This window comes from Micromonospora sp. CNZ280 (assembly GCF_011759515.1).
This window is the reverse complement of the sequence record NZ_JAAOYP010000001.1, coordinates 1611153-1634137: the sequence shown is the minus strand read 5'-3', so window position 1 is coordinate 1634137 and position 22985 is coordinate 1611153. Positions and strand designations below refer to the sequence as shown.

General features: G+C 73.7%; 23 protein-coding genes. 15 read left to right on the top strand and 8 right to left on the bottom strand.

Annotated elements, in window-relative coordinates; translation table 11 throughout:
* Positions 1 to 47 precede the first annotated feature (47 nt).
* Positions 48 to 806 (top strand): type III pantothenate kinase, encoded by a 759-nt coding sequence (locus FHX32_RS07770; protein WP_088996396.1) that lies wholly within the window; start codon positions 48 to 50, stop codon positions 804 to 806.
* Positions 807 to 842: 36 nt separating this feature from the next.
* Here the strand turns inward: FHX32_RS07770 and FHX32_RS07765 are convergent, their stop codons facing one another.
* On the bottom strand, positions 843 to 1583 hold the full coding sequence (locus tag FHX32_RS07765) for a class I SAM-dependent methyltransferase (RefSeq protein ID WP_167180090.1): 741 nt from the start codon (positions 1581 to 1583) through the stop codon (positions 843 to 845).
* Positions 1584 to 1674: 91 nt separating this feature from the next.
* Here FHX32_RS07765 and lysS point away from each other — a divergent pair, with 91 nt between their 5' ends.
* The 3 genes from lysS to FHX32_RS07750 all read left to right on the top strand — a co-directional run bounded on the left by lysS (position 1675) and on the right by FHX32_RS07750 (position 6890).
* The gene (lysS, locus tag FHX32_RS07760) at positions 1675 to 3183 is read left to right on the top strand and encodes a lysine--tRNA ligase (RefSeq protein ID WP_167180089.1); all 1509 of its coding nucleotides are present in this window, start codon (positions 1675 to 1677) and stop codon (positions 3181 to 3183) included.
* Positions 3184 to 3295: 112 nt separating this feature from the next.
* Positions 3296 to 3640, top strand: a complete 345-nt coding sequence (locus tag FHX32_RS07755; protein WP_167180088.1) for a histone-like nucleoid-structuring protein Lsr2 — start codon at positions 3296 to 3298, stop codon at positions 3638 to 3640.
* 718 nt (positions 3641 to 4358) lie between these two features.
* Positions 4359 to 6890 (top strand): ATP-dependent Clp protease ATP-binding subunit, encoded by a 2532-nt coding sequence (locus tag FHX32_RS07750; protein WP_167180087.1) that lies wholly within the window; start codon positions 4359 to 4361, stop codon positions 6888 to 6890.
* Positions 6891 to 7060: 170 nt separating this feature from the next.
* On the opposite strand, the gene FHX32_RS07745 is transcribed toward FHX32_RS07750, so the two are convergent.
* Complete coding sequence (locus tag FHX32_RS07745; protein ID WP_167180086.1) at positions 7061 to 7963, bottom strand: HhH-GPD family protein; 903 nt, start codon at positions 7961 to 7963, stop codon at positions 7061 to 7063.
* Between the two features lie 95 nt (positions 7964 to 8058).
* On the opposite strand from FHX32_RS07745, the gene FHX32_RS07740 reads away from it, so the two are divergent.
* From FHX32_RS07740 to FHX32_RS07730, 3 genes are all read left to right on the top strand, one after another.
* Positions 8059 to 8571 (top strand): ACT domain-containing protein, encoded by a 513-nt coding sequence (locus FHX32_RS07740; RefSeq protein ID WP_167180085.1) that lies wholly within the window; start codon positions 8059 to 8061, stop codon positions 8569 to 8571.
* Positions 8568 to 9152, top strand: a complete 585-nt coding sequence (locus tag FHX32_RS07735; protein ID WP_167180084.1) for a peptide deformylase — start codon at positions 8568 to 8570, stop codon at positions 9150 to 9152. Before FHX32_RS07740 ends, FHX32_RS07735 begins: the two co-directional genes overlap by 4 nt.
* Before the next feature lie 196 nt (positions 9153 to 9348).
* On the top strand, positions 9349 to 10056 hold the full coding sequence (locus tag FHX32_RS07730) for a RodZ family helix-turn-helix domain-containing protein (RefSeq protein WP_167180083.1): 708 nt from the start codon (positions 9349 to 9351) through the stop codon (positions 10054 to 10056).
* Positions 10057 to 10085: 29 nt separating this feature from the next.
* Here the strand turns inward: FHX32_RS07730 and disA are convergent, their stop codons facing one another.
* The 4 genes from disA to FHX32_RS07710 form a co-directional block, all read right to left on the bottom strand.
* Positions 10086 to 11267: a DNA integrity scanning diadenylate cyclase DisA gene (gene disA, locus FHX32_RS07725; protein ID WP_167180082.1), complete on the bottom strand. Its 1182-nt coding sequence runs from the start codon at positions 11265 to 11267 to the stop codon at positions 10086 to 10088.
* A gap of 140 nt (positions 11268 to 11407) precedes the next feature.
* Positions 11408 to 12859, bottom strand: coding sequence for a DNA repair protein RadA (radA, locus tag FHX32_RS07720; RefSeq protein ID WP_167180081.1), 1452 nt, complete (start codon positions 12857 to 12859; stop codon positions 11408 to 11410).
* 85 nt (positions 12860 to 12944) lie between these two features.
* Complete coding sequence (locus tag FHX32_RS07715; RefSeq protein WP_167180080.1) at positions 12945 to 13682, bottom strand: hypothetical protein; 738 nt, start codon at positions 13680 to 13682, stop codon at positions 12945 to 12947.
* 140 nt (positions 13683 to 13822) lie between these two features.
* Positions 13823 to 14662 (bottom strand): UbiA family prenyltransferase, encoded by an 840-nt coding sequence (locus FHX32_RS07710; RefSeq protein ID WP_167180079.1) that lies wholly within the window; start codon positions 14660 to 14662, stop codon positions 13823 to 13825.
* Between the two features lie 46 nt (positions 14663 to 14708).
* On the opposite strand from FHX32_RS07710, the gene FHX32_RS07705 reads away from it, so the two are divergent.
* From FHX32_RS07705 to FHX32_RS07690, 4 genes are all read left to right on the top strand, one after another.
* Positions 14709 to 15458 carry a methyltransferase domain-containing protein gene (locus tag FHX32_RS07705; RefSeq protein WP_167180078.1) on the top strand — a complete coding sequence of 250 codons (750 nt, stop codon included), beginning with the start codon at positions 14709 to 14711 and terminating at the stop codon, positions 15456 to 15458.
* 46 nt (positions 15459 to 15504) lie between these two features.
* Positions 15505 to 16671 (top strand): acyl-CoA dehydrogenase family protein, encoded by a 1167-nt coding sequence (locus FHX32_RS07700; protein ID WP_167180077.1) that lies wholly within the window; start codon positions 15505 to 15507, stop codon positions 16669 to 16671.
* Between the two features lie 85 nt (positions 16672 to 16756).
* Positions 16757 to 17809 carry a 3-oxoacyl-[acyl-carrier-protein] synthase III C-terminal domain-containing protein gene (locus tag FHX32_RS07695; RefSeq protein ID WP_208417989.1) on the top strand — a complete coding sequence of 351 codons (1053 nt, stop codon included), beginning with the start codon at positions 16757 to 16759 and terminating at the stop codon, positions 17807 to 17809.
* A 38-nt stretch (positions 17810 to 17847) separates the two neighbouring features.
* A complete protein-coding gene (locus FHX32_RS07690) occupies positions 17848 to 18471 on the top strand; it encodes a hypothetical protein (protein WP_167180076.1) in 624 nt (207 codons plus the stop codon).
* 83 nt (positions 18472 to 18554) lie between these two features.
* Here the strand turns inward: FHX32_RS07690 and FHX32_RS07685 are convergent, their stop codons facing one another.
* Complete coding sequence (locus FHX32_RS07685; protein ID WP_167180075.1) at positions 18555 to 19223, bottom strand: hypothetical protein; 669 nt, start codon at positions 19221 to 19223, stop codon at positions 18555 to 18557.
* Between the two features lie 327 nt (positions 19224 to 19550).
* Here FHX32_RS07685 and FHX32_RS07680 point away from each other — a divergent pair, with 327 nt between their 5' ends.
* From FHX32_RS07680 to FHX32_RS07665, 4 genes are read left to right on the top strand one after another with little or no spacing between them, the layout of a single operon-like run.
* Complete coding sequence (locus FHX32_RS07680) at positions 19551 to 20036, top strand: CarD family transcriptional regulator (RefSeq protein WP_007073334.1); 486 nt, start codon at positions 19551 to 19553, stop codon at positions 20034 to 20036.
* A 56-nt stretch (positions 20037 to 20092) separates the two neighbouring features.
* Positions 20093 to 20788 carry a 2-C-methyl-D-erythritol 4-phosphate cytidylyltransferase gene (gene ispD, locus FHX32_RS07675; protein ID WP_167180074.1) on the top strand — a complete coding sequence of 232 codons (696 nt, stop codon included), beginning with the start codon at positions 20093 to 20095 and terminating at the stop codon, positions 20786 to 20788.
* Between the two features lie 16 nt (positions 20789 to 20804).
* Entirely contained in the window at positions 20805 to 21287 is a 483-nt protein-coding gene (ispF, locus tag FHX32_RS07670; RefSeq protein ID WP_167180073.1) for a 2-C-methyl-D-erythritol 2,4-cyclodiphosphate synthase, read from the top strand.
* A gap of 10 nt (positions 21288 to 21297) precedes the next feature.
* Positions 21298 to 22323 (top strand): tetratricopeptide repeat protein, encoded by a 1026-nt coding sequence (locus tag FHX32_RS07665; protein ID WP_167180072.1) that lies wholly within the window; start codon positions 21298 to 21300, stop codon positions 22321 to 22323.
* A gap of 6 nt (positions 22324 to 22329) precedes the next feature.
* On the opposite strand, the gene FHX32_RS07660 is transcribed toward FHX32_RS07665, so the two are convergent.
* The gene (locus FHX32_RS07660; RefSeq protein WP_167180071.1) at positions 22330 to 22974 is read right to left on the bottom strand and encodes a TetR/AcrR family transcriptional regulator; all 645 of its coding nucleotides are present in this window, start codon (positions 22972 to 22974) and stop codon (positions 22330 to 22332) included.
* Positions 22975 to 22985 lie beyond the last annotated feature (11 nt).

The following is a 22985-nucleotide window of genomic DNA, read 5'->3' as shown; positions in this document are numbered from 1 at the left end:
TCGGCCGCTGCGCGCCCGCCCGTACCGGCGTTGTCTAGGCTTCGGGCGTGCTGCTCTGCATCGACATCGGAAACACCAACACCGTGCTGGCGACCTTCGACGGCGACAAGCTGGTGCACTCCTGGCGGATCAAGACCGATGCGCGCTCGACGGCGGACGAGTTGGGGCTGAAGTTCCGGGGGCTGCTCGCCGGGGACGCCGTCGAGATCACCGGGGTGGCCGCCTGCTCCACGGTGCCGGCCGCGCTGCGCTCGCTGCGCACCATGCTGTCCCGCTACTACGCCGACCTGCCGAGCGTGATTGTCGAGCCCGGGGTGCGGACCGGGGTGCAGCTCGCCATCGACAACCCGAAGGAGGTGGGCGCCGACCGGGTGGTCAACACGCTGGCCGCCTACACCCTCTACGGCGGGCCCTCGATCGTGGTGGACTTCGGCACCACCACCAACTTCGACGTGATCAGCGGCCGGGGCGAGTTCCTCGGCGGCGCCTTCGCCCCCGGCATCGAGATCTCCTTCGACGCGCTCGCCGCCCGCGCGGCCCAGCTGCGCAAGGTCGAGGCCACCCGACCCCGGTCGGTGATCGGCAAGAACACCGTCGAGTGCCTCCAGTCCGGCCTCTACTTCGGCTTCGCCGGCCAGGTGGACCGGATCGTCGAGCGGATGACCGAGGAACTGGGCGAGGTGCGGGCCGTGATCGCCACCGGCGGGCTGGCCTCGCTGGTGATCAACGAGTGCCGGACGATCACCCACCACGAGCCGATGATCACGCTGATCGGCCTGCGGATGGTCTACGACCGCAACGTCTGACCCGGGTGGTCGGCCGGGCCCGGAACCCCCGGTGGTTCAGCACCGTCGGGACCGGAGCACCAGCGTCTGGTACGGCAGCTCGACGGTGTCCCGCCCGGCCAGGTCGGGGTGGGTGGCGAAGAGGTCGCGCAGCTCCCGATCGATCTTCCCACGCTCCTCCGCCGGTGCGGTGAGCCAGTACGAGCGGGTGTGCAGCAGCTCGATCACCTCGCCGGGGGTGAGCGTGCTCGTGTGGGCGAACCGGCCCAGCTCGATCGGGCCGAAGTCGGTGCCGAAATCGGCGTACTTCTCGATCACGTTCCCCGCGCTGTCCCCGATGTGGGCGATCCGGCTCAGCTCGGCCACCCAGGCGACGTCCTCGTCCCGGACGTTCCAGATCGGCGCGAAGACGCCCCCCGGCCGGACCACCCGGGCGATCTCGGCGTGCGCCCGCTCCCGGTCGAACCAGTGGTACGCCTGGCCGACGACCACCGCGTCGGCCGTACCGTCCGGCAGCGGCACGCACTCCGCGCTGCCGGCCAGGGCGACGGTGCCCGGGGTCACGGCGTCGAGCTGGGTCCGCATCCCGGGGTCGGGCTCGACCGGCACCGCCTGGTGGCCGAGCGCCAGCACCGTGCGGGTGAGGATGCCGGTGCCGGCGCCCAGGTCCACCACCCGGGCGGGCGGGGCCAGGCCGTCGAGCGCCCAGCGGACCGCCTCCAGCGGATAGCGGGGCCGGAACCGGTCGTAGTCGGCGGCCACCGTCCCGAACGAGAGCGCCTGAGTGGGGTCGGTCATGACGGGCAGGTTATCCGGTAACCGGCAACTGGGCGCTTGAGTACGCTCGGGGGTTGACCCCGCCGAACATCTCCCTCTGAGGAAGCGTGCCGTGACCGAGCAGAAGCCCGTACCAGTGGACCCCGCCGACGACCTTCCCGAGCAGATGAAGGTCCGCCGGGAGAAGCGGGACCGGATGCTCGCCGACGGCGTCGAGCCGTACCCGGTCGGATTCTCGCGCACCCACACGCTGGCCGAGATCCGCGAGAAGTACGCCGACCTGCCGACCGACACCGCCACCGGCGACCGGGCCTCGGTCACCGGGCGGGTGATCTTCGTACGCAACACCGGCAAGCTCTGCTTCGCCACCCTCCGGGACGGCGACGGCACCGAGCTGCAGGCGATGCTCTCCCTCGACCGGGTCGGCCCGGAGCGGCTGGAGGACTGGAAGCGCCTGGTGGACCTCGGCGACCTCGTCGGGGTGACCGGCGAGGTGATCACCAGCCGCCGGGGCGAGCTGTCGGTGCTGGTCGAGCAGTGGGCGGTCACCGCCAAGGCGCTGCGCCCGCTCCCGGTGGCGCACAAGCCGCTGAGCGAGGAGGCCCGGGTCCGGCAGCGCTACGTCGACCTGATCGTCCGCCCGCAGGCGCGCCAGATGGTCCGCACCCGCGCGGCCACCGTACGCAGCCTGCGGGAATCGCTGCACGAGCAGGGTTTCATCGAGGTCGAGACGCCGATGCTGCAGTTGCTGCACGGTGGCGCGGCGGCCCGCCCATTCGTGACCCACAGCAATGCGCTCGACACCGATCTGTATCTGCGAATCGCGCCGGAACTGTTTCTGAAGCGCGCCGTGGTCGGCGGCGTCGAGCGGGTCTTCGAGATCAACCGCAACTTCCGTAATGAGGGCGTCGACTCATCGCACTCGCCGGAGTTCGCGATGCTGGAGGCCTACCAGGCGTACGGCGACTACAACACGATGGCCGAGCTGACCCGCAATCTCGTCCAGCGGGCGGCGATCGCGGTCAGCGGCTCGACGGTGGTCACCCACGCCGACGGCCGGGAGTTCGACCTGGGCGGCGAGTGGCGTTCGGTGACCCTCTACGGGGTGCTTTCCGAGGCGCTCGGCGAAGAGGTGACCGTGCACACCGAACGGGCCCGGCTGGTCGAGTACGCCGACAAGGTCGACCTCGCCGTCGACCCGAAGTGGGGGCCCGGCAAGCTGGCCGAGGAGCTTTTCGAGGAGCTGGTGGTCCCCGGCCTGGAGGCGCCCACCTTCGTCCGCGACTACCCGGTGGAGACCAGCCCGCTGACCCGCGCGCACCGCAGCGAGCCGGGGCTGGCCGAGAAGTGGGACCTCTACGTGCTCGGATTCGAGCTGGGCACCGCGTACTCGGAGCTGGTCGACCCGGTGGTGCAGCGGGAGCGGCTGCTGGCCCAGGCGCAGCTCGCCGCCCGGGGCGACGACGAGGCCATGCGGCTGGACGAGGACTTCCTCCGTGCGATGGAGTACGGAATGCCGCCGGCCGGGGGTATGGGAATGGGAATCGACCGGCTGTTGATGGCGCTCACCGGCCTGGGAATTCGGGAAACGATCCTGTTCCCGTTGGTGCGGCCGGAGTAGTCGCAACAACCCTCTACCGGATCGATACCGCATCCTATTGACGCGGCGCGCGTCGCACGGGTTATTGTTCTTGCAGTTTGCAGGTACACCCTGCTCGAAAGGAATGTGGGACGTGGCCAAGCAGATCATTCACAAGCTGGTCGATGACCTGGACGGCGGGGACGCTGACGAGACCGTCAAGTTCGCCCTCGACGGCGTTCAGTACGAGATCGACCTGTCGAGTTCCAACGCCGAGAAATTGCGTGAGGTATTCGCGCCGTACGTCGGGGCGGGCACCAAGGTCGGCCGGGGCGGCGTGGTCGTCGGCGGCCGGGCCGCACGCGGTCGGGGCGGCGCCACCGCCGACCGGGAGCAGAACAGGGCGATCCGGGCCTGGGCCAAGAAGGCCGGCAAGGACATCTCCGACCGGGGCCGGATCCCCCAGGAGATCGTCGACGAGTACCACGCCACGCGCTGACGCGCCGCCAGCGGGCGACCCGACGCCGGGCCGGAGCACTCTCCGGGCCGGCGTCGCCGTTTCCGCCCCCGGGTCCGATTTCCGCCCTCGGCAGCGCCGGAACGGGGTGCGCCGAACCGGACAGGGCGGCCCACGGCACGCCGGCCGGCCAGGTCGGCCACGGCACCGCCGGCCGACATGGCGGCCACGGCACGCCGGCCGGTCATCCGGGAGGCGCGGCACGCCGTTGGGTCATCCCGGGCAGCCACCGCAGGCCGGCGGCCACGGCGCGGACCGCGTACGGCGGGTGCCCGGGGCGATCCGGCCGCGCGGTGGCCCGGCGGGAAGAAACCCGGCGGGGCGGGCGTTGTCCACAGCCGGTGGAGGAGTTTTCCACAGCTTGTGGATGACCGTCGGGCGGCCCATGCGCCGGCCGTGCCGACGTCGTTCCCGGCCGTGCGGGTGCCGTCGGGGCCCGCGCGGACCGTTCCAGAGGTCTCCGACCGGCGGGCGGAATTTCGCTCTGCGCGTAGCGCTCGGGGTACCGGAACACCCGCTGAGCGCGGACGGTTGTGCAAACTGACGCGTACACGGCTGCTGCCGGAGACACACGACCTCAGCTGAGTCGGTCCGCGGCGATAGAGTAATGAGGCAAGGACGCCCGTCCCGGGCGTTCGCGCACCGGCCCCGCCAAGATCTTTGACCATCAAGGCGCACGGCACGTGAGGAGCACGAGGGCATGTTCGAGCGGTTCACCGACCGAGCGCGACGGGTTGTCGTCCTGGCCCAGGAAGAGGCCCGGATGCTCAACCACAACTACATCGGTACGGAGCACATCCTGCTGGGCCTGATCCACGAGGGTGAGGGTGTCGCGGCAAAGGCCCTGGAGAGCCTCGGCATCTCCCTCGAGGGCGTCCGCCAGCAGGTCGAGGAGATCATCGGCCAGGGCCAGCAGGCGCCGAGCGGGCACATCCCGTTCACGCCGCGGGCCAAGAAGGTGCTGGAGCTGTCGCTGCGCGAGGCGCTGCAGCTCGGCCACAACTACATCGGCACGGAGCACATCCTGCTCGGTCTGATCCGCGAGGGTGAGGGCGTCGCCGCCCAGGTGCTGGTCAAGCTCGGTGCGGACCTCAACCGGGTCCGCCAGCAGGTGATCCAGCTGCTCTCCGGCTACCAGGGCAAGGAGCCGGCCGCGGCGGGCGCCGCGCCGGGCGAGGCCGCGCCGTCCACCAGCCTCGTGCTGGACCAGTTCGGCCGCAACCTGACCCAGGCCGCCCGCGAGGGCAAGCTCGACCCGGTCATCGGGCGCGAGAAGGAAATCGAGCGGGTCATGCAGGTGCTCTCCCGCCGTACCAAGAACAACCCGGTCCTGATCGGTGAGCCCGGCGTCGGCAAGACCGCCGTGGTGGAGGGGCTGTCCCAGAAGATCATCAAGGGCGAGGTGCCCGAGACGCTGAAGGACAAGCAGCTCTACACGCTCGACCTCGGTGCGCTGGTCGCCGGTTCCCGCTACCGCGGTGACTTCGAGGAGCGCCTCAAGAAGGTGCTCAAGGAGATCCGCACCCGGGGTGACATCATCCTGTTTATCGACGAGATCCACACCCTGGTGGGTGCGGGTGCCGCCGAGGGCGCGATCGACGCGGCGAGCATCCTCAAGCCGATGCTGGCCCGTGGCGAGCTGCAGACCATCGGCGCCACCACGCTCGATGAATACCGCAAGCACCTGGAGAAGGACGCCGCTCTCGAGCGCCGGTTCCAGCCGATCCAGGTGGGTGAGCCGTCCCTGGCCCACACCATCGAGATCCTCAAGGGGCTGCGCGACCGCTACGAGGCGCACCACCGGGTGAGCATCACCGACGCGGCCCTGGTCGCGGCGGCGACGCTGGCCGACCGCTACATCTCCGACCGCTTCCTGCCGGACAAGGCGATCGACCTGATCGACGAGGCCGGTGCCCGGATGCGCATCCGCCGGATGACCGCGCCGCCAGACCTGCGCGACTTCGACGAGCGCATCGCCCAGGTGCGTCGCGACAAGGAGTCCGCGATCGACGCGCAGGACTTCGAGCGCGCCGCCCAGCTGCGCGACAAGGAGAAGCAGCTCCTTGGCCAGAAGGCGCAGCGGGAGAAGGAGTGGAAGGCCGGTGACCTGGACGTCGTCAGCGAGGTCGACGACGAGCAGATCGCCGAGGTGCTCGGCAACTGGACCGGCATCCCGGTCTACAAGCTGACCGAGGAGGAGACCTCGCGCCTGCTGCGCATGGAGGACGAGCTGCACAAGCGCGTCATCGGCCAGGAGGACGCGGTCAAGGCGGTGTCCAAGGCGATCCGGCGTACCCGCGCCGGGCTGAAGGACCCGAAGCGTCCCTCGGGCTCGTTCATCTTCGCCGGCCCGTCCGGGGTCGGTAAGACCGAGCTGTCCAAGGCGCTGGCCGAGTTCCTGTTCGGCAGCGAGGACGCCCTCATCCAGCTGGACATGTCCGAGTTCCACGACCGCTACACGGTCTCCCGGCTGGTGGGTGCCCCTCCCGGCTACGTCGGCTACGACGAGGGCGGGCAGCTGACCGAGAAGGTGCGGCGTCGGCCGTTCTCGGTGGTCCTCTTCGACGAGATCGAGAAGGCCCACCCGGACGTGTTCAACACGCTGCTCCAGATCCTGGAGGACGGTCGGCTCACCGACGGTCAGGGCCGGATCGTGGACTTCAAGAACACGGTCATCATCCTGACCACCAACCTGGGTACGCGCGACGTGGCCAAGGCGGTGTCGCTCGGCTTCCAGGCGTCGGAGGACTCCGAGTCCAACTACGACCGGATGAAGCAGAAGGTCAACGACGAGCTCAAGCAGCACTTCCGGCCTGAGTTCCTGAACCGGATCGACGACACCATCGTCTTCCACCAGCTGCGGGAGAACGAGATCCTCTCGATCGTGGACATCATGATCTCGCGGATCGAGACGCAGCTGCGGAACAAGGACATGGGTCTGGAGCTGACCGACAACGCCAAGAAGTACCTGGCGAAGAAGGGCTTCGACCCGGTGCTCGGTGCGCGTCCGCTGCGTCGCACGATCCAGCGCGACATCGAGGACAACCTCTCCGAGCGGATCCTCTTCAACGAGCTGACCCCGGGTCAGATCGTGGTGGTGGACTGCGAGGGCGACCCGAGCAACATCGACAAGTCCAAGCTCGTCTTCCGGGGCGCCGACAAGCCGGTCGACGTGCCGGACGCGGTCCCGGCCGACCTCGGCGGCACCGCCGCCGCGGGCGCGGACGAGTAAGGCCGACAGCACGAGGGCGATGGCCCGGTGGCAACCGCCACCGGGCCGTCGCCCTTTCTGCGAGCCGTTGGTCCGGATCACCCGCTGACAGCACCCGACCCCCGCCTGGCCCGCAACCGGGAACCCTCTCGGGCCCGGCCCGCGACCGTGGCGGGCTGGTCGGCGCGGCGTCAGGTGGTGGGGGTGGGGACGGGGGTGTCGCCGGCCAGGCGGAAGGAGGCGTCGTCGACCGGCTCCACCAGGCCGTCCTGGACCAGCGCGGCCAGTGCGCGGGACCGCTGCACGTCGTCCGCCCACACCTGGTCGAGTCGCTGCCGCGGCACCGGGCCGGTGGCCTCCCGCAGCACCCCGAGCAGCAGCCCACGGACCTGCCGGTCGGTGCCCGCGTACCGCTGGGGACGCCGGGTCGGGCCGGTCGGCGCGGCCTGGCCGGAGGCGCGCCAGGCGCAGACCGACTCGGCCGGGCAGCGGTCACAGCGGGGCGACCGGGCGGTGCAGACGACCGCGCCGAGTTCCATGAACGCCGCGCTGGCCAGTGCCGCTGCGGCCGGCTCGGCGGGCAGCAACTCCTCGGCGGCGACCAGGTCGGCGGGCCGGGTCACCGTCCCGGCGTCCGGCTCGCCGGCCACCGCCCGGGCGACCACCCGACGGACGTTGGTGTCCACCACCGGGTGCCGCTGCCCGTACGCGAAGGCGGCCACCGCCCGGGCCGTGTACGTGCCGACGCCCGGCAGGGCCAGCAGTTGGTCCAGCCGGTCCGGCACCCGGCCGCCGTGCCGCTGCACGATCGCCACCGCGCACTCGCGCAGCCGGACCGCCCGACGCGGGTAGCCGAGCCGTCCCCACATCCGGATCGCCTCGGCCGGGGTGTCCGCGGCCAGCGCGGCCGGCTCCGGCCAGCGGGTCAGCCACGCCTGCCAGGCGGGGACCACCCGGACCACCGGGGTCTGCTGGAGCATGACCTCGCTGACCAGGATCGCCCAGGGGGTCACGTCCGGTCCGCGCCACGGCAGGTCACGGGCGTTCTCCTGGTACCACCGGCTGACCAGGGTGGTGAAGGTGGGTGCACTCATCGCGGGCCGATGATGTCACGCGGCCCGGTCCCGCAGGATGGGCGGCCCGGGCGGGCCGCCGCGGCGACCGCGGGCGGATCGGGCAGAATGCCCGGATGAACGAGCTCGCGATCACCGTCATCGGCCGGGACCGGCCGGGCATCGTGGCCGACGTTGCCGAGGTGCTCGCCCGGCTCGGCGCGAACCTCACCGACAGCACGATGACCCGGCTGCGGGGGCACTTCGCGATGACCCTGATCTGCGTCGGCCCGGCCGCCGCCGAGGTCGAGGCCGCGCTGGCCCCGCTCGCCGCCGACGGGCAGCTGCTGGCGACCGTACGCGCGGTCACCCCGGACGGTGAGCTGGCCCCGGGCGGCGAGCCGTACGTGATGGCGGTGCACGGCGCCGACCGGCTGGGCATCGTCGCCGCGATGACCCGGGTGCTCGCCGACGCGGGCGGCAACGTCACCGACCTGAGCACCCGCCTGACCGGGACGCTCTACGTGGTGGTCGCCGAGGTGGACCTCCCGCCCGGCACCGCCGAGGCGCTCGCCGGCCGGCTCGCCGAGGCCGCCGCCGAGTTGGGCGTCGGGGCGACCCTCCGGCCGGCCGACCCGGACCTGCTGTGACCGGCGACGCGAACGCCCCGGACGCCGACGAGTACGCCGGCCTCGGCGACTGGACCCCGGAGGCGCTGGCCGTGCCGGGCGAGGTGCTTCCGGTGGTGGCCGCCCCGCACCCGGTGCTCAGCCGGGCCGGCGCGGAGGTGGACCCGACCTCGGCCGAGACCGTACAGCTGGCCGCCGACCTGATCGCCACCATGCGGGTGTCACCGGGCTGTGTCGGTCTGGCCGCTCCACAGGTCGGGGTGGGTGCGCAGGTCTTCGCGGTGGACGTCACCGGTCACCCGAAGGCGGTCACCGTGCACGGCACCTTCGTGCTGTGCAACGCCCGGGTGGTCGAGGCGACCCGGTGGAAGCCGGGGCGCGAGGGCTGCATGTCCGTGCCCGACCTGACCGGCGACGTGAAGCGGGCCAGCCGGTTGGTGGTGGAGGGCGTGTTGCCCGGCACGGGAACGCCGGTCCGGCTGGTGACCGACGGGTTCGAGGCCCGGGCCCTGCAACACGAGATCGATCACTGCGCCGGGCTGCTCTTCCTCGACCGGGTCGCCGGCGCGCACGCGGTCTACCAGCGCAAGGTCTATCTCTGAGCCGGGAGGCCGGCGGTCCGGCCCCTGGCAGGGCGCGAGGGGGCGCCGGCGGCCCCGGCGGCCTCGGTGAGCCGCCGGCACGGCGTGTGGGGCGCGGGCGGGACTGTCGGGAGTGGAGAGTTGATCCGGTGAGGGGCCGACACCCCGGCGCGTCGCGGCGGGCTGTGCGGCGGTCGCCGCTACGGTGGGGGGCATCATGCGTCTGACGGTCGGCCCCCTGCCACCCGCCGTTTACTGGCGGCGTCGCGCCGTCGTACTCGGAGCGGGGCTACTTTTCCTGATTGTCCTGCTCTACTCCTGCACCGGCTCGGATCCGGATCCGACGGCGACCGGCGACGCGCAGCCGAGCGCCGGCGCGACGTCGTCCGCCGCCACGCCGGACCCCACCGGATCGGTGCTCACCCCGCAGACCGGCGCGCCGCCGTCGGGCGACGCGGGCTCCGTCGAGCCGTCGGGCGGGCCGATCGTCACCAACGGTCCGGTTCCCGGTGCGCCGGTGGTCGACGACGGCACCTGCACGGACGCCGAGATCACCGTGACCCCGGTGGCCCGGCCCGCCTCGGTGGTCCGCGGTGCGGCGGTGGACCTGCAACTGAAGATCAAGAATCGGTCCGAGCGGACCTGCAGCCGCGACGTCGGCGCCGACGTGCAGGAGCTGTTCATCAAGTCCGGGGCCGAGAAGATCTGGTCGTCCGACACCTGCGGCACCGGCAAGGGCTCCGACCCGCAGTCCTTCACGCCCGGCTTCGAGCGGTCCTACCAGGTCGGCTGGAACGGCAAGGCGTCCAGCCGGTGCGCGAACGGGGTGGCCGCTGGCGAGGTGCCGCCGGCCGGGACGTACCAGGTCTTCGCCCGGGTCGGCAGCAAGCTCAGCGAGCCGGTGAAGCTCACCCTCACCGGCTGACCGTCCACCGCCCGCGGCCGGCGCGACGGTCAGACGTAGCGTTCCAGGATGGACGCCTCGGCGAGCCGGGACAGGCCCTCCCGTACGCCGCGGGCGCGGGCGTCGCCCACCCCCTCGACGGCCTGGAGGTCCTCCACGGTCGCGCCGAGCAGCCGCTGGAGGCTGCCGAAGTGCAGCACCAGCCGGTCAACCACGGCCGCCGGCAGCCGGGGCACCTTGGCCAGCAGCCGGAAGCCGCGCGGGCTCACCGCCGCGTCCAGGGCGTCCGAGGCGGCCGGGTAGCCGATCGCCTTGGCGACCGAGACCAGGTCGATCAGTTCGGTGGCGCCGAGCAGGTCCAGCTCGACCAGCGCCTCGTCCAGGGTGCGGGACTTGCGGCCGGCCGGGAGGTAGTCCCGGATCACCAGGGTGCGGTCGGCGTCCACGCCGGCCATCAGCTCGTCGAGCTGAAGGGCCAGCAGCCGGCCGTCGGTGCCCAGCTCCACCACGTAGCCAGCGATCTCGTCGGCGATCCGGCGGACCATCTCCAGCCGCTGCACCACCGCCACCGCGTCGCGTACGGTGACCAGATCCTCGATCTCGAGCGCGGAGAGGGTGCCGGAGACCTCGTCCAGCCGCAGCTTGTACCGCTCCAGCGTGGCGAGCGCCTGGTTGGCGCGGGAGAGGATGGCGGCCGAGTCGTCCAGCGCGTGCCGCTGGCCGTTCACATAGAGGCTGATGATCCGCATGGACTGGCTGACCGAGATCACCGGGTAGCCGGTCTGCCGGGCGACCCGCTCGGCGGTGCGGTGCCGGGTGCCGGACTCCTCGGTGGGGATGGTCGGGTCGGGCATCAGGTGCACCGCGGCCCGGACGATCCGGGTGCCGTCGCTGGATAGCACCACGGCCCCGTCCATCTTGCACAGCTCCCGGACCCGGGTGGCGGAGAACTCGACGTCGAGCGGGAACCCGCCGGTGCAGAGCCCCTCGACGACCTTGTCGTAGCCGAGGACGATCAGCGCGCCCGTACGGCCGCGCAGGATCCGTTCCAGCCCGTCGCGCAGCGCGGTGCCGGGCGCCATGAGGGCCAGGTTGGCCCGGAGCGGATCGCCGACGGAACTGCCGCCCCCGGTCACGTTGACGCTGATCGGACGGGCGGGCGAGCCCACGGCGCCGGTGCGGGCGTGGGGCGTCGCGCCGGCAGGCTTGGTGGTATCGCGGTCGATCGGCACGGGCACAGTCTACGGACTGCCCTGCGGTGGGTGCTGTCGTGGTTACTGTGATGTGTCGCGATGTCCGGTGCGGGTGGTGCGCAACGGCCCGGGCGGGCTGCCCGGTATCGCCCCGGCCGCCCGCCGTCGACCGTCATCGCTCACTCCGCGGAGACGCGCGCCGCCGCCTGCAGGGCGGCCCGGACGTCGGTGACCTCCGTCACGCGCAGCTGCTCCGAGGCGACGCCGGTGCTCTCCGGGCCGCAGCCGGGCGGCACAAGCGCGTAGCGGAAGCCCAGCCGGGCCGCCTCGGCCAGCCGGCGGGGCACCGCCCCGACCCGCCGGACCTCGCCGGTCAGACCGACCTCACCGATCGCCACCAGGTGCGGGGCGATGGCCAGGTTGAGCCCACCGGAGGCGACCGCGAGGGCGACGGCCAGGTCGGCCGCCGGCTCCACCACCCGGATGCCGCCCACCGTGGCCGCGAAGACCTCCCGGTCGTGCAGGGTCAGTCGCTCGGTACGCCGCTGGAGCACCGCCAGCACCATCGCCAGCCGGGCCGAATCCAGCCCGGAGACCGTCCGTCGGGGAGAGCCGGCGACCGTGGCGCCGATCAGCGCCTGCACCTCGGTGACCAGCGCCCGCCGCCCCTCCATCGCCACCGTGACGCAGGTGCCCGGCACCGGCTCGGAGTAGCGGGTGAGGAAGAGCCCGGACGGATCGGCCAGGCTGCTGATGCCGCCCTCGTGCATCTCGAAGCAGCCCACCTCGTCGGCGGCGCCGAACCGGTTCTTGACGCCGCGCACCATCCGCAGCGAGGAGTGCTTGTCGCCCTCGAAATGCAGCACCACGTCGACCAGGTGCTCCAGCACCCGGGGCCCGGCCACCTGGCCGTCCTTGGTGACGTGGCCGACCAGCACGGTGGCGATGCCGCGCTCCTTGGCCACCGCGACCAGGGCGGCGGTCACCGCCCGGACCTGGGTCACCCCGCCGGGCACGCCCTCGGTGCCGGTGGTCGAGATGGTCTGCACCGAGTCGAGCACCAGCAGGCCCGGCTTGACAGCGTCGAGGTGCCCGAGCACGGCGGCCAGGTCGCTCTCGGCGGCCAGGTAGAGCTGGTCGTGCAGGGCGCCCATCCGCTCGGCCCGCAGCCGCACCTGACTGACCGACTCCTCGCCGCTGACCACCAGCGACGGGCCGCCGGCGCCGGCAGCCCACTGCTGGGCCACGTCGAGGAGCAGGGTGGACTTGCCGACCCCCGGCTCGCCGGCGAGCAGCACCACCGCGCCGGGGACCAGGCCCCCGCCGAGCACCCGGTCGAGCTCGCCGACCCCGGTGGGCCGCGCCCGGGCGGGGGCGGCGCTGATGGTGGCGATCGGCCGGGCCGGCTCGGCCGGCATCCGGGAGCTGACCACCCGCCCGGAGACGGTCGGGCCGGTCACCGTGCACTCGACCACTGAGCCCCACTCGCCGCACTCCGGGCAGCGCCCGACCCACTTGGGCGGCTGGTGGCCGCAGGCGTCGCACTCGTAGGCCGGGCGCGGCTCACGGGCGGCCGCGCGGCCGCGTCCGGCCGCCCCGGCGCGCGGTGAGGTCGATCGGGAGGTGGTCACACCGGGACGTTAGTCCCCGCGTACGACGAAAACACCGCCGGCGTGGCGGTCGCCACGCCGGCGGTGTCGTCGGATGCTCGTCCGGTCAGTGGTCGGAGCCGCCGTGCCCGCCGTTCTCCTCCTGGCCCTCGTAGCCGCCCTCGCGCTCGATGATCGGCGACGGGGGAGCGGCCGGGGTGAGCGGCACCGCGACCGGCGCCGGGCCGGTGAGGGTGACGCCGTTGCCGAAGTCGAAGGTCACGAAGACGTTCTGCCCGGAGCGGACCGCCTCGTTCAGCCCGATGAGCTGGAGGATCCGGTTCGCCTCGGAGTTGAGCTGCACGTAGCTCAGCGGCGGGATCTCGATCCGGGCCGGCTCGCCGGCCGGAGCGGACGCGGTCGCCGACGGCGACTCGGACGGGGACTCGGTCGGGCTGGCGGTGCCGGTCGGGGTGGCCGACGGCGACTCCGACGGGGAGGCCTCCTCCGACGGGGTGGCGGACGGGCTGGCCGACGCGCCGTCGCCGGTGATCACCACGTCGCGGGCGTCCTGGCTGCTGACGGTGACCGTGACCGGGTTCCGCGAGTCGTTGTAGATCACGGCGCTGAGCAGCGCGTTCGCGCCGGCCTGGTAGCCCTCGGTGCCGGGGAACTCGACCAGCAGGCCGCGGACGGCGTACTCACCGTTGCTGGTGCTGAGGTTCACGCCCTGGACCGACGGCTCCTTGTTGGCGGTCTCGGAGACCTGGCCGGCGCCGCACCCGGACAGCAGCAGTCCGGTCGCCGCAGCCACCCCGGACAGCACCAGGGCCGCCCGCCGGGAACCCCTGATCGAGCGCGTCACGTCGGTCCTCCTCGTCACGATCCCACCCGGTCCTACGCCCGGGCGCACGGTGGCCATGCCCGCGCAGACCGCGCTCCAGGGTAGTTGGGGCTGATCGAGGCCCGCACGCCGACCCGGGGATGCCACCTGCCGGGGGGACCTCAGACCACCCGCCCGCTGCTCACCAGCAGCACCACGTCGATCAGGGCCACCAGCATGACGGCCCGGAACGCGGCCACCGGGCGGCCACCGGCCCGGGCGGTGGCGCGCCCGCCGTACCAGCTCAGCGGCGGCACCACGACGGCGGCCGCCACCGCGGCCAGGCCGACCCCCGACGGCGGGCCGGGCGGCCCGACCACCAGCGTGGCCGTCGCCGCGAGCAGCAGCCCGGCGGCGGTCACCCGGCTGCCGGCCGGCCCGAGCCGGTGCGGCAGCCCGCGCACCCCGGTCCGGGCGTCGTCGGCGAGATCGGGCAGAACGTTGGCGAAATGCGCGCCGGCGCCCAGACAGGCCGCGGCGGCCACCAGCCACACCGGCGGCGCGGGCGCGCCGGGCAGCGCCAGCACCACGAAGGCGGGCAGCGACCCGAAGGAGACCGCGTACGGCAGCACGGAGACCGGGCTGGACTTCAGCGGCCAGTCGTAGAGCAGCGCGGAGACCAGGCCGGCGGTGGCGCAGAGCACCGCCGGCGGGTTGGTGGCCAGGGCCAACACCGGAGTGGCGAGCGCGGCCACCGCCGCGGCCAGGGCCACCGTGCGCCGGCCGACCGCGCCCGCGGCGACCGGCTTGTCGGTACGCCCCACCGTGGCGTCCCGGTCGGCGTCGAGGGCGTCGTTGGCCCAGCCGACCGCGAGTTGGCTGGCCAGCACGGTGAGCACCACGGCGACCACCCCGGACGGTCGGTGGCCGACCCCGGCGGCCAGCAGACCGGCCACTGTGGTGACCGCCGCGGCCGGTTCCGGATGGCTCGCCCTGACCAGCCCTAACACCCTCGACGACATAACGGAAGTCTGGTCGTTACCGGCGAGTCGTGCCACGCTCGGAGCCATGCGAGACGCAGGCCGCACCCTGCCGCGCAACGATCCGCGCCAGTACGACGACCTGGCCGGCGAGTGGTGGCGGCCGGACGGCGCGTTCGCCATGCTGCACTGGCTGGCCGAGGCCCGGGCGGCGCTGGTCCCGCCGGCGCCCCGGCCCGGCGCGCTCCTGGTCGACCTGGGCTGCGGCGCCGGGCTGCTCGCCCCGCACCTGGCCGGCAAGGGCTACCGGCACGTCGGAGTGGACCTCACCCGCTCGGCCCTGGCGCAGGCCGCCGAGCACGGGGTGACGGTGGTCCAGGGGGACGCCACGGCGGTGCCGCTGGTCGACGGCTGCGCGGACGTGGTGGCCGCCGGCGAACTGCTGGAGCACGTGCCGGACTGGCGGGCCGCGGTGGCCGAGGCCTGCCGGTTGCTCCGGCCGGGCGGCCTGCTCGTGCTGGACACCTTGAACGACACCGCGCTGAGCCGGCTGCTCGCGGTCCGGATCGCCGAGCGGCTGCCGACCGTGCCGCGCGGGATCCACGACCCACGGTTGTTCGTGGACGCCCGCGCGCTGGTGGCCGAGTGCGCCCGGCACGGCGTACGGCTGCGGCTGCGCGGCGTCCGGCCGGCGATCGGCGGCCTGCTCGGCTGGTTGCTGCGGCGGATACGGAGCGGCGACCGTCCGGATGCGACGGACGCCGGTCCGCCGCCCCGGATCGTGCCGACCTGGTCGACAGCGGTGCTCTATCAGGGGCGTGGCACACGAAGCGGATAGCCCGGTCCGCACGGGGGGTAAGGACTGGGCCCAGGAGGGGGCGGGTATGACGCAGCACGCGTTGGAGGCGGCTCGGCGGTTGGCGCCGCGGTTCGCCGCTCGGGCGGGGGAACACGACCGGGACGGCTCGTTCCCGGTGGCGGACTTCCACGACCTGCGGGAGGCCGGGCTGCTCGGCCTGATGGTTCCCCGCGAACTGGGCGGGCTGGGGGCCACGTTCGCCGAGTACGCGGCCGTCGCCACCGAGCTGGCCCGAGGCAACGGCGCCACCGCCCTGGTCTTCAACATGCACGCCTCGGTCACCGGCGCGCTCGGCGCGGTCACCGAGGAACTGGCCGCGGCGCTCGGCGTGCCGGACGAGGCGCTGGCCGCCCGCGACCGGCTGCTCTCCGCCGCCGCCCGGGGTTCCTGGTACGCGGTGGCGATGAGCGAGCGGGGCGCCGGCGCCCGCCTCTCCCAGCTGGCCACGGTCTACGAGCCGGTCGACGGCGGCTACCGGATCAAGGGCAGCAAGACCTTCTGCTCCGGCGCCGGCCACGCGGACGGCTACCTGGTGGCGGCGCGCAGCGTCGCCGACCAGTCGGTGGTCTCCCAGTTCCTGGTCCCGGCCGGCGACGGGCTGACCGTCGAGCCGAGCTGGGACTCGCTCGGCATGCGGGCGACCGCCTCGCACGACCTGCACCTGGACGTCACCGTGCCGGCCGACCGGCTGCTCGGCGGGGTGGAGGGGCTGGCCCTGGTGGTCGCCCAGCTGATGCCGCACTGGCTGGTGGCCAGCTACGCCGCCGTATACGTCGGGGTGGCCGGGGCGGCGGTGGACGCGGCCGCCGAGCACCTGAACGCACGCAACCTCGCCGGCCTGCCCGCGGTCCGCGCCCGGCTCGGCCGGGCCGACGCCGCGGTGGCGGCGGCCCAGCTGGTGGTCGAGGAGGCGGCCCGCCGGGTGGACGCGGCGCCGGGCGACGCGGAGACCAACCGCTGGGTGTGGCGGGCCAAGCTGCTCGCCGGTACCACCGCGGCGGACGTCGCGGCGTCGATGCTGGAGGCGGCCGGCACCTCCGCCACCCGCCGGGGGCATCCCCTGGAGCGGCTATACCGGGACGCCCGCTGCGGGTCGCTGCACCCGGCCACCTCCGACGTCTGCGCTGACTGGCTCGGCATCGCGGCACTGGGCGGCGACCCGGACCGTGACGGGTCGGCGCCTCGTTGGTGAACACGAGGAGTTCACCGGATCGGCGGGCGGCCGGGTCCGGGGACGCCAGGGTGGACGTTCAGGGGACCACGACGAGAGGTGGAGCATGGTGGCGGTGCCAGTGATCGCGGGTCTCGGTACGGCACACCCGCCGTCCGCCGGGCAGGACGAGCTGTGGGCCGGGTTCTTCTCCCGGCACTTCTCCGGCACCACCCGGGCGCTGGCGGAGCGGATCTTCGCCCACTCCGGGGTGACCCGCCGCCAGGCGGCGGTCAACCCGCTGCTGGAGGACGTCTCCGACTGGCCCACCGAACGGCGGATGCGCCGCTACCAGGTGGAGGCGCTGCCGCTGGGCAAGGAGGCGGTGGGGCGGGCGCTCACCGCGGCCGGGCTGGCCGCCGGCGACGTCGGCCTCTTCATCGTCTGCTCGTGCACCGGCTACGCCACCCCGGGACTGGACATCCTGCTCGCCCGTGACCTGGGCATGGCGCCGGAGACCCAGCGGATGTTCGTCGGCCACATGGGCTGCTACGCCGCGCTGCCCGGGCTGGGCGCGGCGAGCGACTTCGTCACCGCCCGCGGCCGGCCGGCGCTGCTGCTCTGCGCCGAGTTGACCAGCCTGCACATCCAACCCTCCAGCGCCCGGGTGGACACCCAGCAGATCGTCTCGCACGCGCTCTTCTCGGACGCCGCGGTCGCCGCCGTGGTGGTGCCCGACGGCCGGGGGTACGCGGTGCGCGAGGTCACCTCGGTCACCGACACCTCGACCGCCGACCACATGACCTGGGACGTCACCGACACCGGCTTCCGGATGGGGCTCTCGCCGAAGGTGCCGCAGGTGCTCTCCACCCACGTCCGGGGTCTGGTCGACGACCTGCTGGGCCGGCACGGCGCGACGTTGTCCGGGGTGGACGGCTGGGCGGTGCACCCCGGCGGGCCGCGCATCCTCAACGTGGTGGAGCGGGAACTGGCGCTGCCGCCGGCGGGGTTGGCCGCGTCCCGGGCCACCCTGGACGAGCACGGCAACTGCTCGTCGCCGACCGTGCTGCTGATCCTGGACCGGCTGTTCCGGGCGGCGGCGCCTCCGGAACGGGTGCTGATGCTGGCCTTCGGGCCGGGTCTGACCCTCTACGCCGCGCTGCTCGAACGGCGGGACTGAGCGCGACGGATCGGGCCGGCGACGGTTACCCTCGCCCCATGGACGCCGAGGCGGAGGACCGGCCGCCGACCGGGGCCGGCGACCGGTTGCGGGCCGGCGTGCTGGCCGGCCTGGCGGTCGCCGCGTTGGTCGCCGGTGGCTCGTGGTGGCGGGCGAACGCGCCGGTCACCGGGCCGCCGTCCACCGCGCCGTCCGCGCCGTCCGGGTCGCCCGCACCCCGCTCCGAGGTGGTGATCTCCGACAGCGACCGGAGCGTGACCTTCCGGGTCGACCCGGTCACCGGCGCCGCCATGCGGATGGACCCGCAGCCGGACGCCGGGGCCGTCGAGCCCTTCCGCCGGTACGACGACGACGGCTGGCTCGACCGGCCCGGCGACCTGATCTGGCGGGAGCGGGCCACCCTCACCCAGGAACGTCCGGTCACCCGGCAGACCGCCACCGGGTACGGCGCCCGGCACGTGCTCCAGTTCCGCTGCACCGGGCCGGGCGAACTGCGGGTCTCGGTGCTCGGCGCGCGGGCCGGCGATCCGTTGACCAGCGGCTGCGACGGCTCGCTGGTCATTACCCAGGCGATCAGCCGGGGCGGGCAACTGCGGGTCACCCTGTCGACCGCCGGGGCCGAACCGGTCCGGGTCGAGGCGCGACTGACCGCCGTTCCCTGACCGGGCCCAACCGGGTCGGGCCCGACTGAGGCCCGCGCCCCGACGGCGTGCGGCCGGGTTCGGGGCAGCGCGGGCGGATCGGGTCAGCGGGCGAGGCGGGCCAGGTCGGCGCGGTAGTCCTCGACCGAGTGGACCTCCGGCACCACCCGGAGCAGCACCCCGGAGCGGTCCACCAGGAGCACGGTGGCGGTACCGGGGCGGGCCGGCAGGTGCAGGAACGCGCGCAGCCCGCCGGCCGGGTCGGCGAGCGGGCGGACGCCGGGGCCGGGTGGCGGGGCGGCGGCCACCGTCCGGTCGCCGGTGACGGTGACCACGGTGACCCCGGCCGGTGCGGCGGCCGCGGCCTCGGTCACCCGGTCCGCGCAGGCGCAGCCGTCGACCAGGACGATCACCGCGGGCAGCTGGCCACGCAGCGGCACCGGCGACTGCCCGGCGCCGACCAGGTCCAGCGCCGGCAGTGGCCGGCCGGCCAGCTCGGCGGGTGTCGGCCGGGGCACCACGGTCGGCTCGTCGGTGCGCGACGACCGGGGCCAGGTCACCGCGAACAGCCCGGCCACCGTGGTGAGCACCGCGACCAGCAGGACGAGCAGCGGGAAGGCGAGCGCGGGTCGGGCCGGGCCGGAGCGGCGCAGCTCGCGGCGGACCCGGGCGGCCTCGTCGGCCAGCGCGGAGGCGTCGTCCGGGACGACCACCCGGCCCCACTCGGGGGGCAGGTCGGGCAGTCCGGGGCCGTCGGCGTCAGGCTTGCCCATCGGACCCCCTGGAACGGCTCGGGAGCGGACAGCGGCTCGTCCCTCCAGCGTCCCGCACCGGGCCTCCTGTCGCTACACCTGGGCGCGCCGGCTCGTACCGGGATACCATGAGTCGAGCGCATAGCCCTTGATCTCGACGTTCGCGTCACTCGTACCGGGACGTCATCTGCACGTCACGGAGCGTGTTCAAACCATCGGTTTGATGGCCTGTCAAGCTGAAGAAATACCTCTCACAGGGCCCCTGAGCTGCGCCAACGGTCAGGACAGCGGTGAGACATCGGTGCCTGAGCGTGTTACCCTAGACACAGCGAAAGGGGTTTCGAACCTATGGTTTTCAGTGTCGGCGAGACCGTTGTTTACCCCCACCACGGGGCCGCACTCATCGAGGCAATCGAGACTCGGGTCATCAAGGGCGAGCCTAAGCAGTACCTCGTCCTGAGGGTCGCGCAGGGTGACCTGACGGTCCGGGTACCCGCTGAGAACGCCGAGATCGTGGGTGTGCGCGAAGTGGTCGGCGAAGAGGGCCTGGGCAAGGTCTTCGACGTTCTCCGGGCTCCGCACACCGAGGAGCCGACCAACTGGTCGCGGCGTTACAAGGCAAATCTGGAGAAGCTGGCCTCCGGCAACCCGCTGAAGGTCGCCGAGGTCGTCCGCGACCTGTGGCGCCGGGAGCGGGAGCGGGGTCTTTCCGCGGGTGAGAAGCGCATGCTCGCCAAGGCCCGCGACATTCTCGTCGGCGAGGTCGCGCTGGCCGAGAAGAGCACCAAGGACGAGGCGGAGACGCTGCTCGACAAGGTGCTCACCGAGGCCTAGTCCCCACAGCATCGTCGTACCCGATTCGTAGCGAAGAAACCACCGAGGACCGCGACGTGACCGCGCAGCTCAATCCGCGCGGTGACGTCGCGGTCCTTGTGCCTGCGGCCGGTGCCGGCGTACGCCTCGGTCCCGGCCGGCCCAAGGCGCTGCGCTCGCTCGCCGGGGAGCCGCTGCTGGTGCACGCGGTCCGCCGGCTGGCCGCCGCGCCGTCGGTGCACACCATCGTGGTGGCCGCCCCGGCCGCCGAGGTGGCTGCCGTCCGCGCGCTGCTCGCCCCGGTCGCCCCGGTGACCGTGGTGCCCGGCGGCGCGGAACGGCAGGCGTCGGTGGCCGCCGCGCTGGCCGCGGTGCCCGCCGGCCCCGAGATCGTCCTGGTGCACGACGCGGCGCGCGCGCTCACCCCGCCCGAGCTGGTGGAATCCGTCGCGGCGGCGGTCCGGGCCGGCCACGACGCGGTGATCCCGGTGCTCCCGGTGGTCGACACGGTCAAGGAGGTCGGCGCCGACGAGGTGGTCCTCGGCACGGTCGACCGCTCCGCCCTGCGGGCGGTGCAGACCCCGCAGGGCTTCCGCCGCGCGGTGCTGACCGCCGCGCACGCCGCCGCCGGTGATCCGCTCACCGACGACGCCGGCCTGGTCGAGAAGCAGGGCGTGCCGGTGCGCTGCGTCCCCGGCTCCGAGTACGCGCTGAAGATCACCCGCCCGTTCGACCTGGCGCTGGCCGAGCACCTGCTGGCCACCGGCGGCTGACGCGTACCCTCGGTCCATGATCGTTCCCCGGGTGGCCATCGGCACCGACGTGCACGCCTTCGCGCCCGGCCGGCCGTGCTGGGTGGCCGGTCTGCTCTGGCCCGGCCAGGACGGCCTGGCCGGCCACTCGGACGCCGACGTGGCCGCGCACGCCGCCTGCAACGCGCTGCTCTCCGCCGCCGGCCTCGGCGACCTGGGCTCGAACTTCGGGGTGGCCGAGCCGGAGTGGGCCGGCGCGTCCGGCGTCGCCCTGCTCACCGAGAGCGCCCGCCGGGTGCGGGCCGCCGGGTTCGCCATCGGCAACGTTTCGGTGCAGGTGGTCGGCAACCGGCCGAAGATCGGCCCGCGCCGGGCGGAGGCCGAGCAGGTGCTCTCGTCGGCGGTCGGCGCGCCGGTCAGCGTCTCCGCGGCCACCACCGACGGGCTCGGCTTCCCCGGCCGGGGCGAGGGGCTCACCGGGATCGCGGTGGCCCTGGTGTACCCGGCGCCGGACGCCTAGGCTCGCCGCGATGTCCAGCGACGCCACCTCCGACCGGTCCGCCGCCGACGGCTACCTCCAGCGTGCCCAGCTCCTCGCCGAGTTGGGCCGCTACGACGAGGCCGCCGCGGAGATCGGCTACGCGGTCGCTCTGGGACCGGAGAACCCCCAGGCGCTGACCATGCTGGCCCGGGTGCACCTGGCCGCCGACCGGCCGGCCGAGGCGCTCACCGCCGCCGACGCCGCGGTCGCCGCCGCACCCGACGCGGTCCCGGCGCTGGTCGCCCGGGGGATGGCCCTGGCCGATCTGGAGCGGTACGCCGAGGCGGCGCGGACCGCCGACCAGATCCTGGCGCTCGGCCCCGACGACGCGTACGCCCAGCGAAACGGGGCGGCGATCCTGGCCGGCTCGCGCAACGGGCAGCTGGCGCTGAACGCGGCCTGGCGCGGGGTGGAGCTGGCCCCCGAGGAGCCGCAGGCGCACCTGGTGCTCGGCCTGGTCGCCGCCAACATGGAGCTGTTCGACCTGGCCGAGCGGGCCTACCGGGAGGCGCTGCGGCTGGACCCGCAGCTGGCCGAGGCGCGGCACGACATCGGCGTGCTCCGGCTGGAGCAGCGGCGCTGGAGCGACGCGCTGGAGCACCTGGCCGAGGCCGCGGCGATGAGCCCGGGCCGGGTGGACTCCGGCCGGACCATCTCCGTCGGCATACGCCAGCTCGTGCTCTACGGCGCGGGCTGGACGATGATCGCCGCCGTCGTGATCGCCTGCATGGCGCCGGGGAGCGAGGGCCTGTCCCGGGTGGCGGCGGCGTTCGCGGCGCTCGGCGGCGCGCTGGTGGTCTGGCGGTTCGCCGCCAAGCTGCCCGGCCTGACCCGGACGATCCTGCCCAGCCTGCTCCGCTCCGACCGGATGCTCGCCCTCGCCGTCTACGCGGCCGCCGGCGCGCCCCTGCTGATCCTGCTCTACGCCCTGGTCGGCACGCCGTGGCCGCTGGTCCTCGCCATCGCCACCGCCGCCGCTGCCGAGTTCGCCGTCTTCACCCGCACCCGGTTCTGAGCCCCGTCAGGGGGCGGGCCGGACGGCGTAGTCGCCGAGGGACGGCTCCAGTGCGCCGAAGGCGGTACGGATGTGCGCGGTGACGATCCGGGCGATCTCGTCGTTGTCGTGACCCGCCAGCGTCAGGCGTAGCGTCTCCTCGAGCAGCAGCCGGAGGACGCCGCCCAGCTGAGCCGCGGCTACCCGCGGCAGGAGGTCGCCGGGGTCCGCGCCGGTCTCCTCGGCGAGTACGCGGGCCAGCGCCCGCTCCCGGTCGTCGTGGAACTCGCGCAGCCGGGCGGCCAGCGCGGGACTGCCGGTGACCATGCGGGCGAACTCCGGGCCGGTGAAGCCGATGACCGGGTCGTGCGCGGCCGCGGCGGCCAGGTACTCCCGGCGCAGCGCGGCCAGTGCCGACTCGCCGGGGCGGCGTTCGCGCACGGTGGTGACCGGCCCTTCGACGAACGCGTCCCGCAGGTCGAGCGCGAGGTCCTCCTTGCGCGGGAAGTAGTTGGTGACCGTCATCTTGGCCACCTGCGCGGCGGCGGCGATCTCGGCGATCGTGACGTTGTCGAAGCCGCGCTCCAGAAACAGCCTGGTCGCCTGTTGGGAGATGTTCTCCCTGGTCTGGCGCTTCTTCAGGGCCCGCAGCCCAATCGTCTGTCCGCTCATGACGCGAGCAT

Bases quoted from the DNA above. Each gene is read 5' to 3' on its own strand.
- FHX32_RS07765 (WP_167180090.1), bottom strand. From the start codon at position 1,583: ATGACCGACCCCACTCAGGCGCTCTCGTTCGGGACGGTGGCCGCCGAC.
- FHX32_RS07750 (WP_167180087.1), top strand. From the start codon at position 4,359: ATGTTCGAGCGGTTCACCGACCGAGCGCGACGGGTTGTCGTCCTGGCC.
- FHX32_RS07745 (WP_167180086.1), bottom strand. From the start codon at position 7,963: ATGAGTGCACCCACCTTCACCACCCTGGTCAGCCGGTGGTACCAGGAG.
- FHX32_RS07740 (WP_167180085.1), top strand. From the start codon at position 8,059: ATGAACGAGCTCGCGATCACCGTCATCGGCCGGGACCGGCCGGGCATC.
- FHX32_RS07730 (WP_167180083.1), top strand. From the start codon at position 9,349: ATGCGTCTGACGGTCGGCCCCCTGCCACCCGCCGTTTACTGGCGGCGT.
- FHX32_RS07710 (WP_167180079.1), bottom strand. From the start codon at position 14,662: ATGTCGTCGAGGGTGTTAGGGCTGGTCAGGGCGAGCCATCCGGAACCG.
- FHX32_RS07705 (WP_167180078.1), top strand. From the start codon at position 14,709: ATGCGAGACGCAGGCCGCACCCTGCCGCGCAACGATCCGCGCCAGTAC.
- FHX32_RS07700 (WP_167180077.1), top strand. From the start codon at position 15,505: ATGACGCAGCACGCGTTGGAGGCGGCTCGGCGGTTGGCGCCGCGGTTC.
- FHX32_RS07695 (WP_208417989.1), top strand. From the start codon at position 16,757: ATGGTGGCGGTGCCAGTGATCGCGGGTCTCGGTACGGCACACCCGCCG.
- FHX32_RS07690 (WP_167180076.1), top strand. From the start codon at position 17,848: ATGGACGCCGAGGCGGAGGACCGGCCGCCGACCGGGGCCGGCGACCGG.
- FHX32_RS07685 (WP_167180075.1), bottom strand. From the start codon at position 19,223: ATGGGCAAGCCTGACGCCGACGGCCCCGGACTGCCCGACCTGCCCCCC.
- FHX32_RS07680 (WP_007073334.1), top strand. From the start codon at position 19,551: ATGGTTTTCAGTGTCGGCGAGACCGTTGTTTACCCCCACCACGGGGCC.
- ispF (WP_167180073.1), top strand. From the start codon at position 20,805: ATGATCGTTCCCCGGGTGGCCATCGGCACCGACGTGCACGCCTTCGCG.
- FHX32_RS07665 (WP_167180072.1), top strand. From the start codon at position 21,298: ATGTCCAGCGACGCCACCTCCGACCGGTCCGCCGCCGACGGCTACCTC.
- FHX32_RS07660 (WP_167180071.1), bottom strand. From the start codon at position 22,974: ATGAGCGGACAGACGATTGGGCTGCGGGCCCTGAAGAAGCGCCAGACC.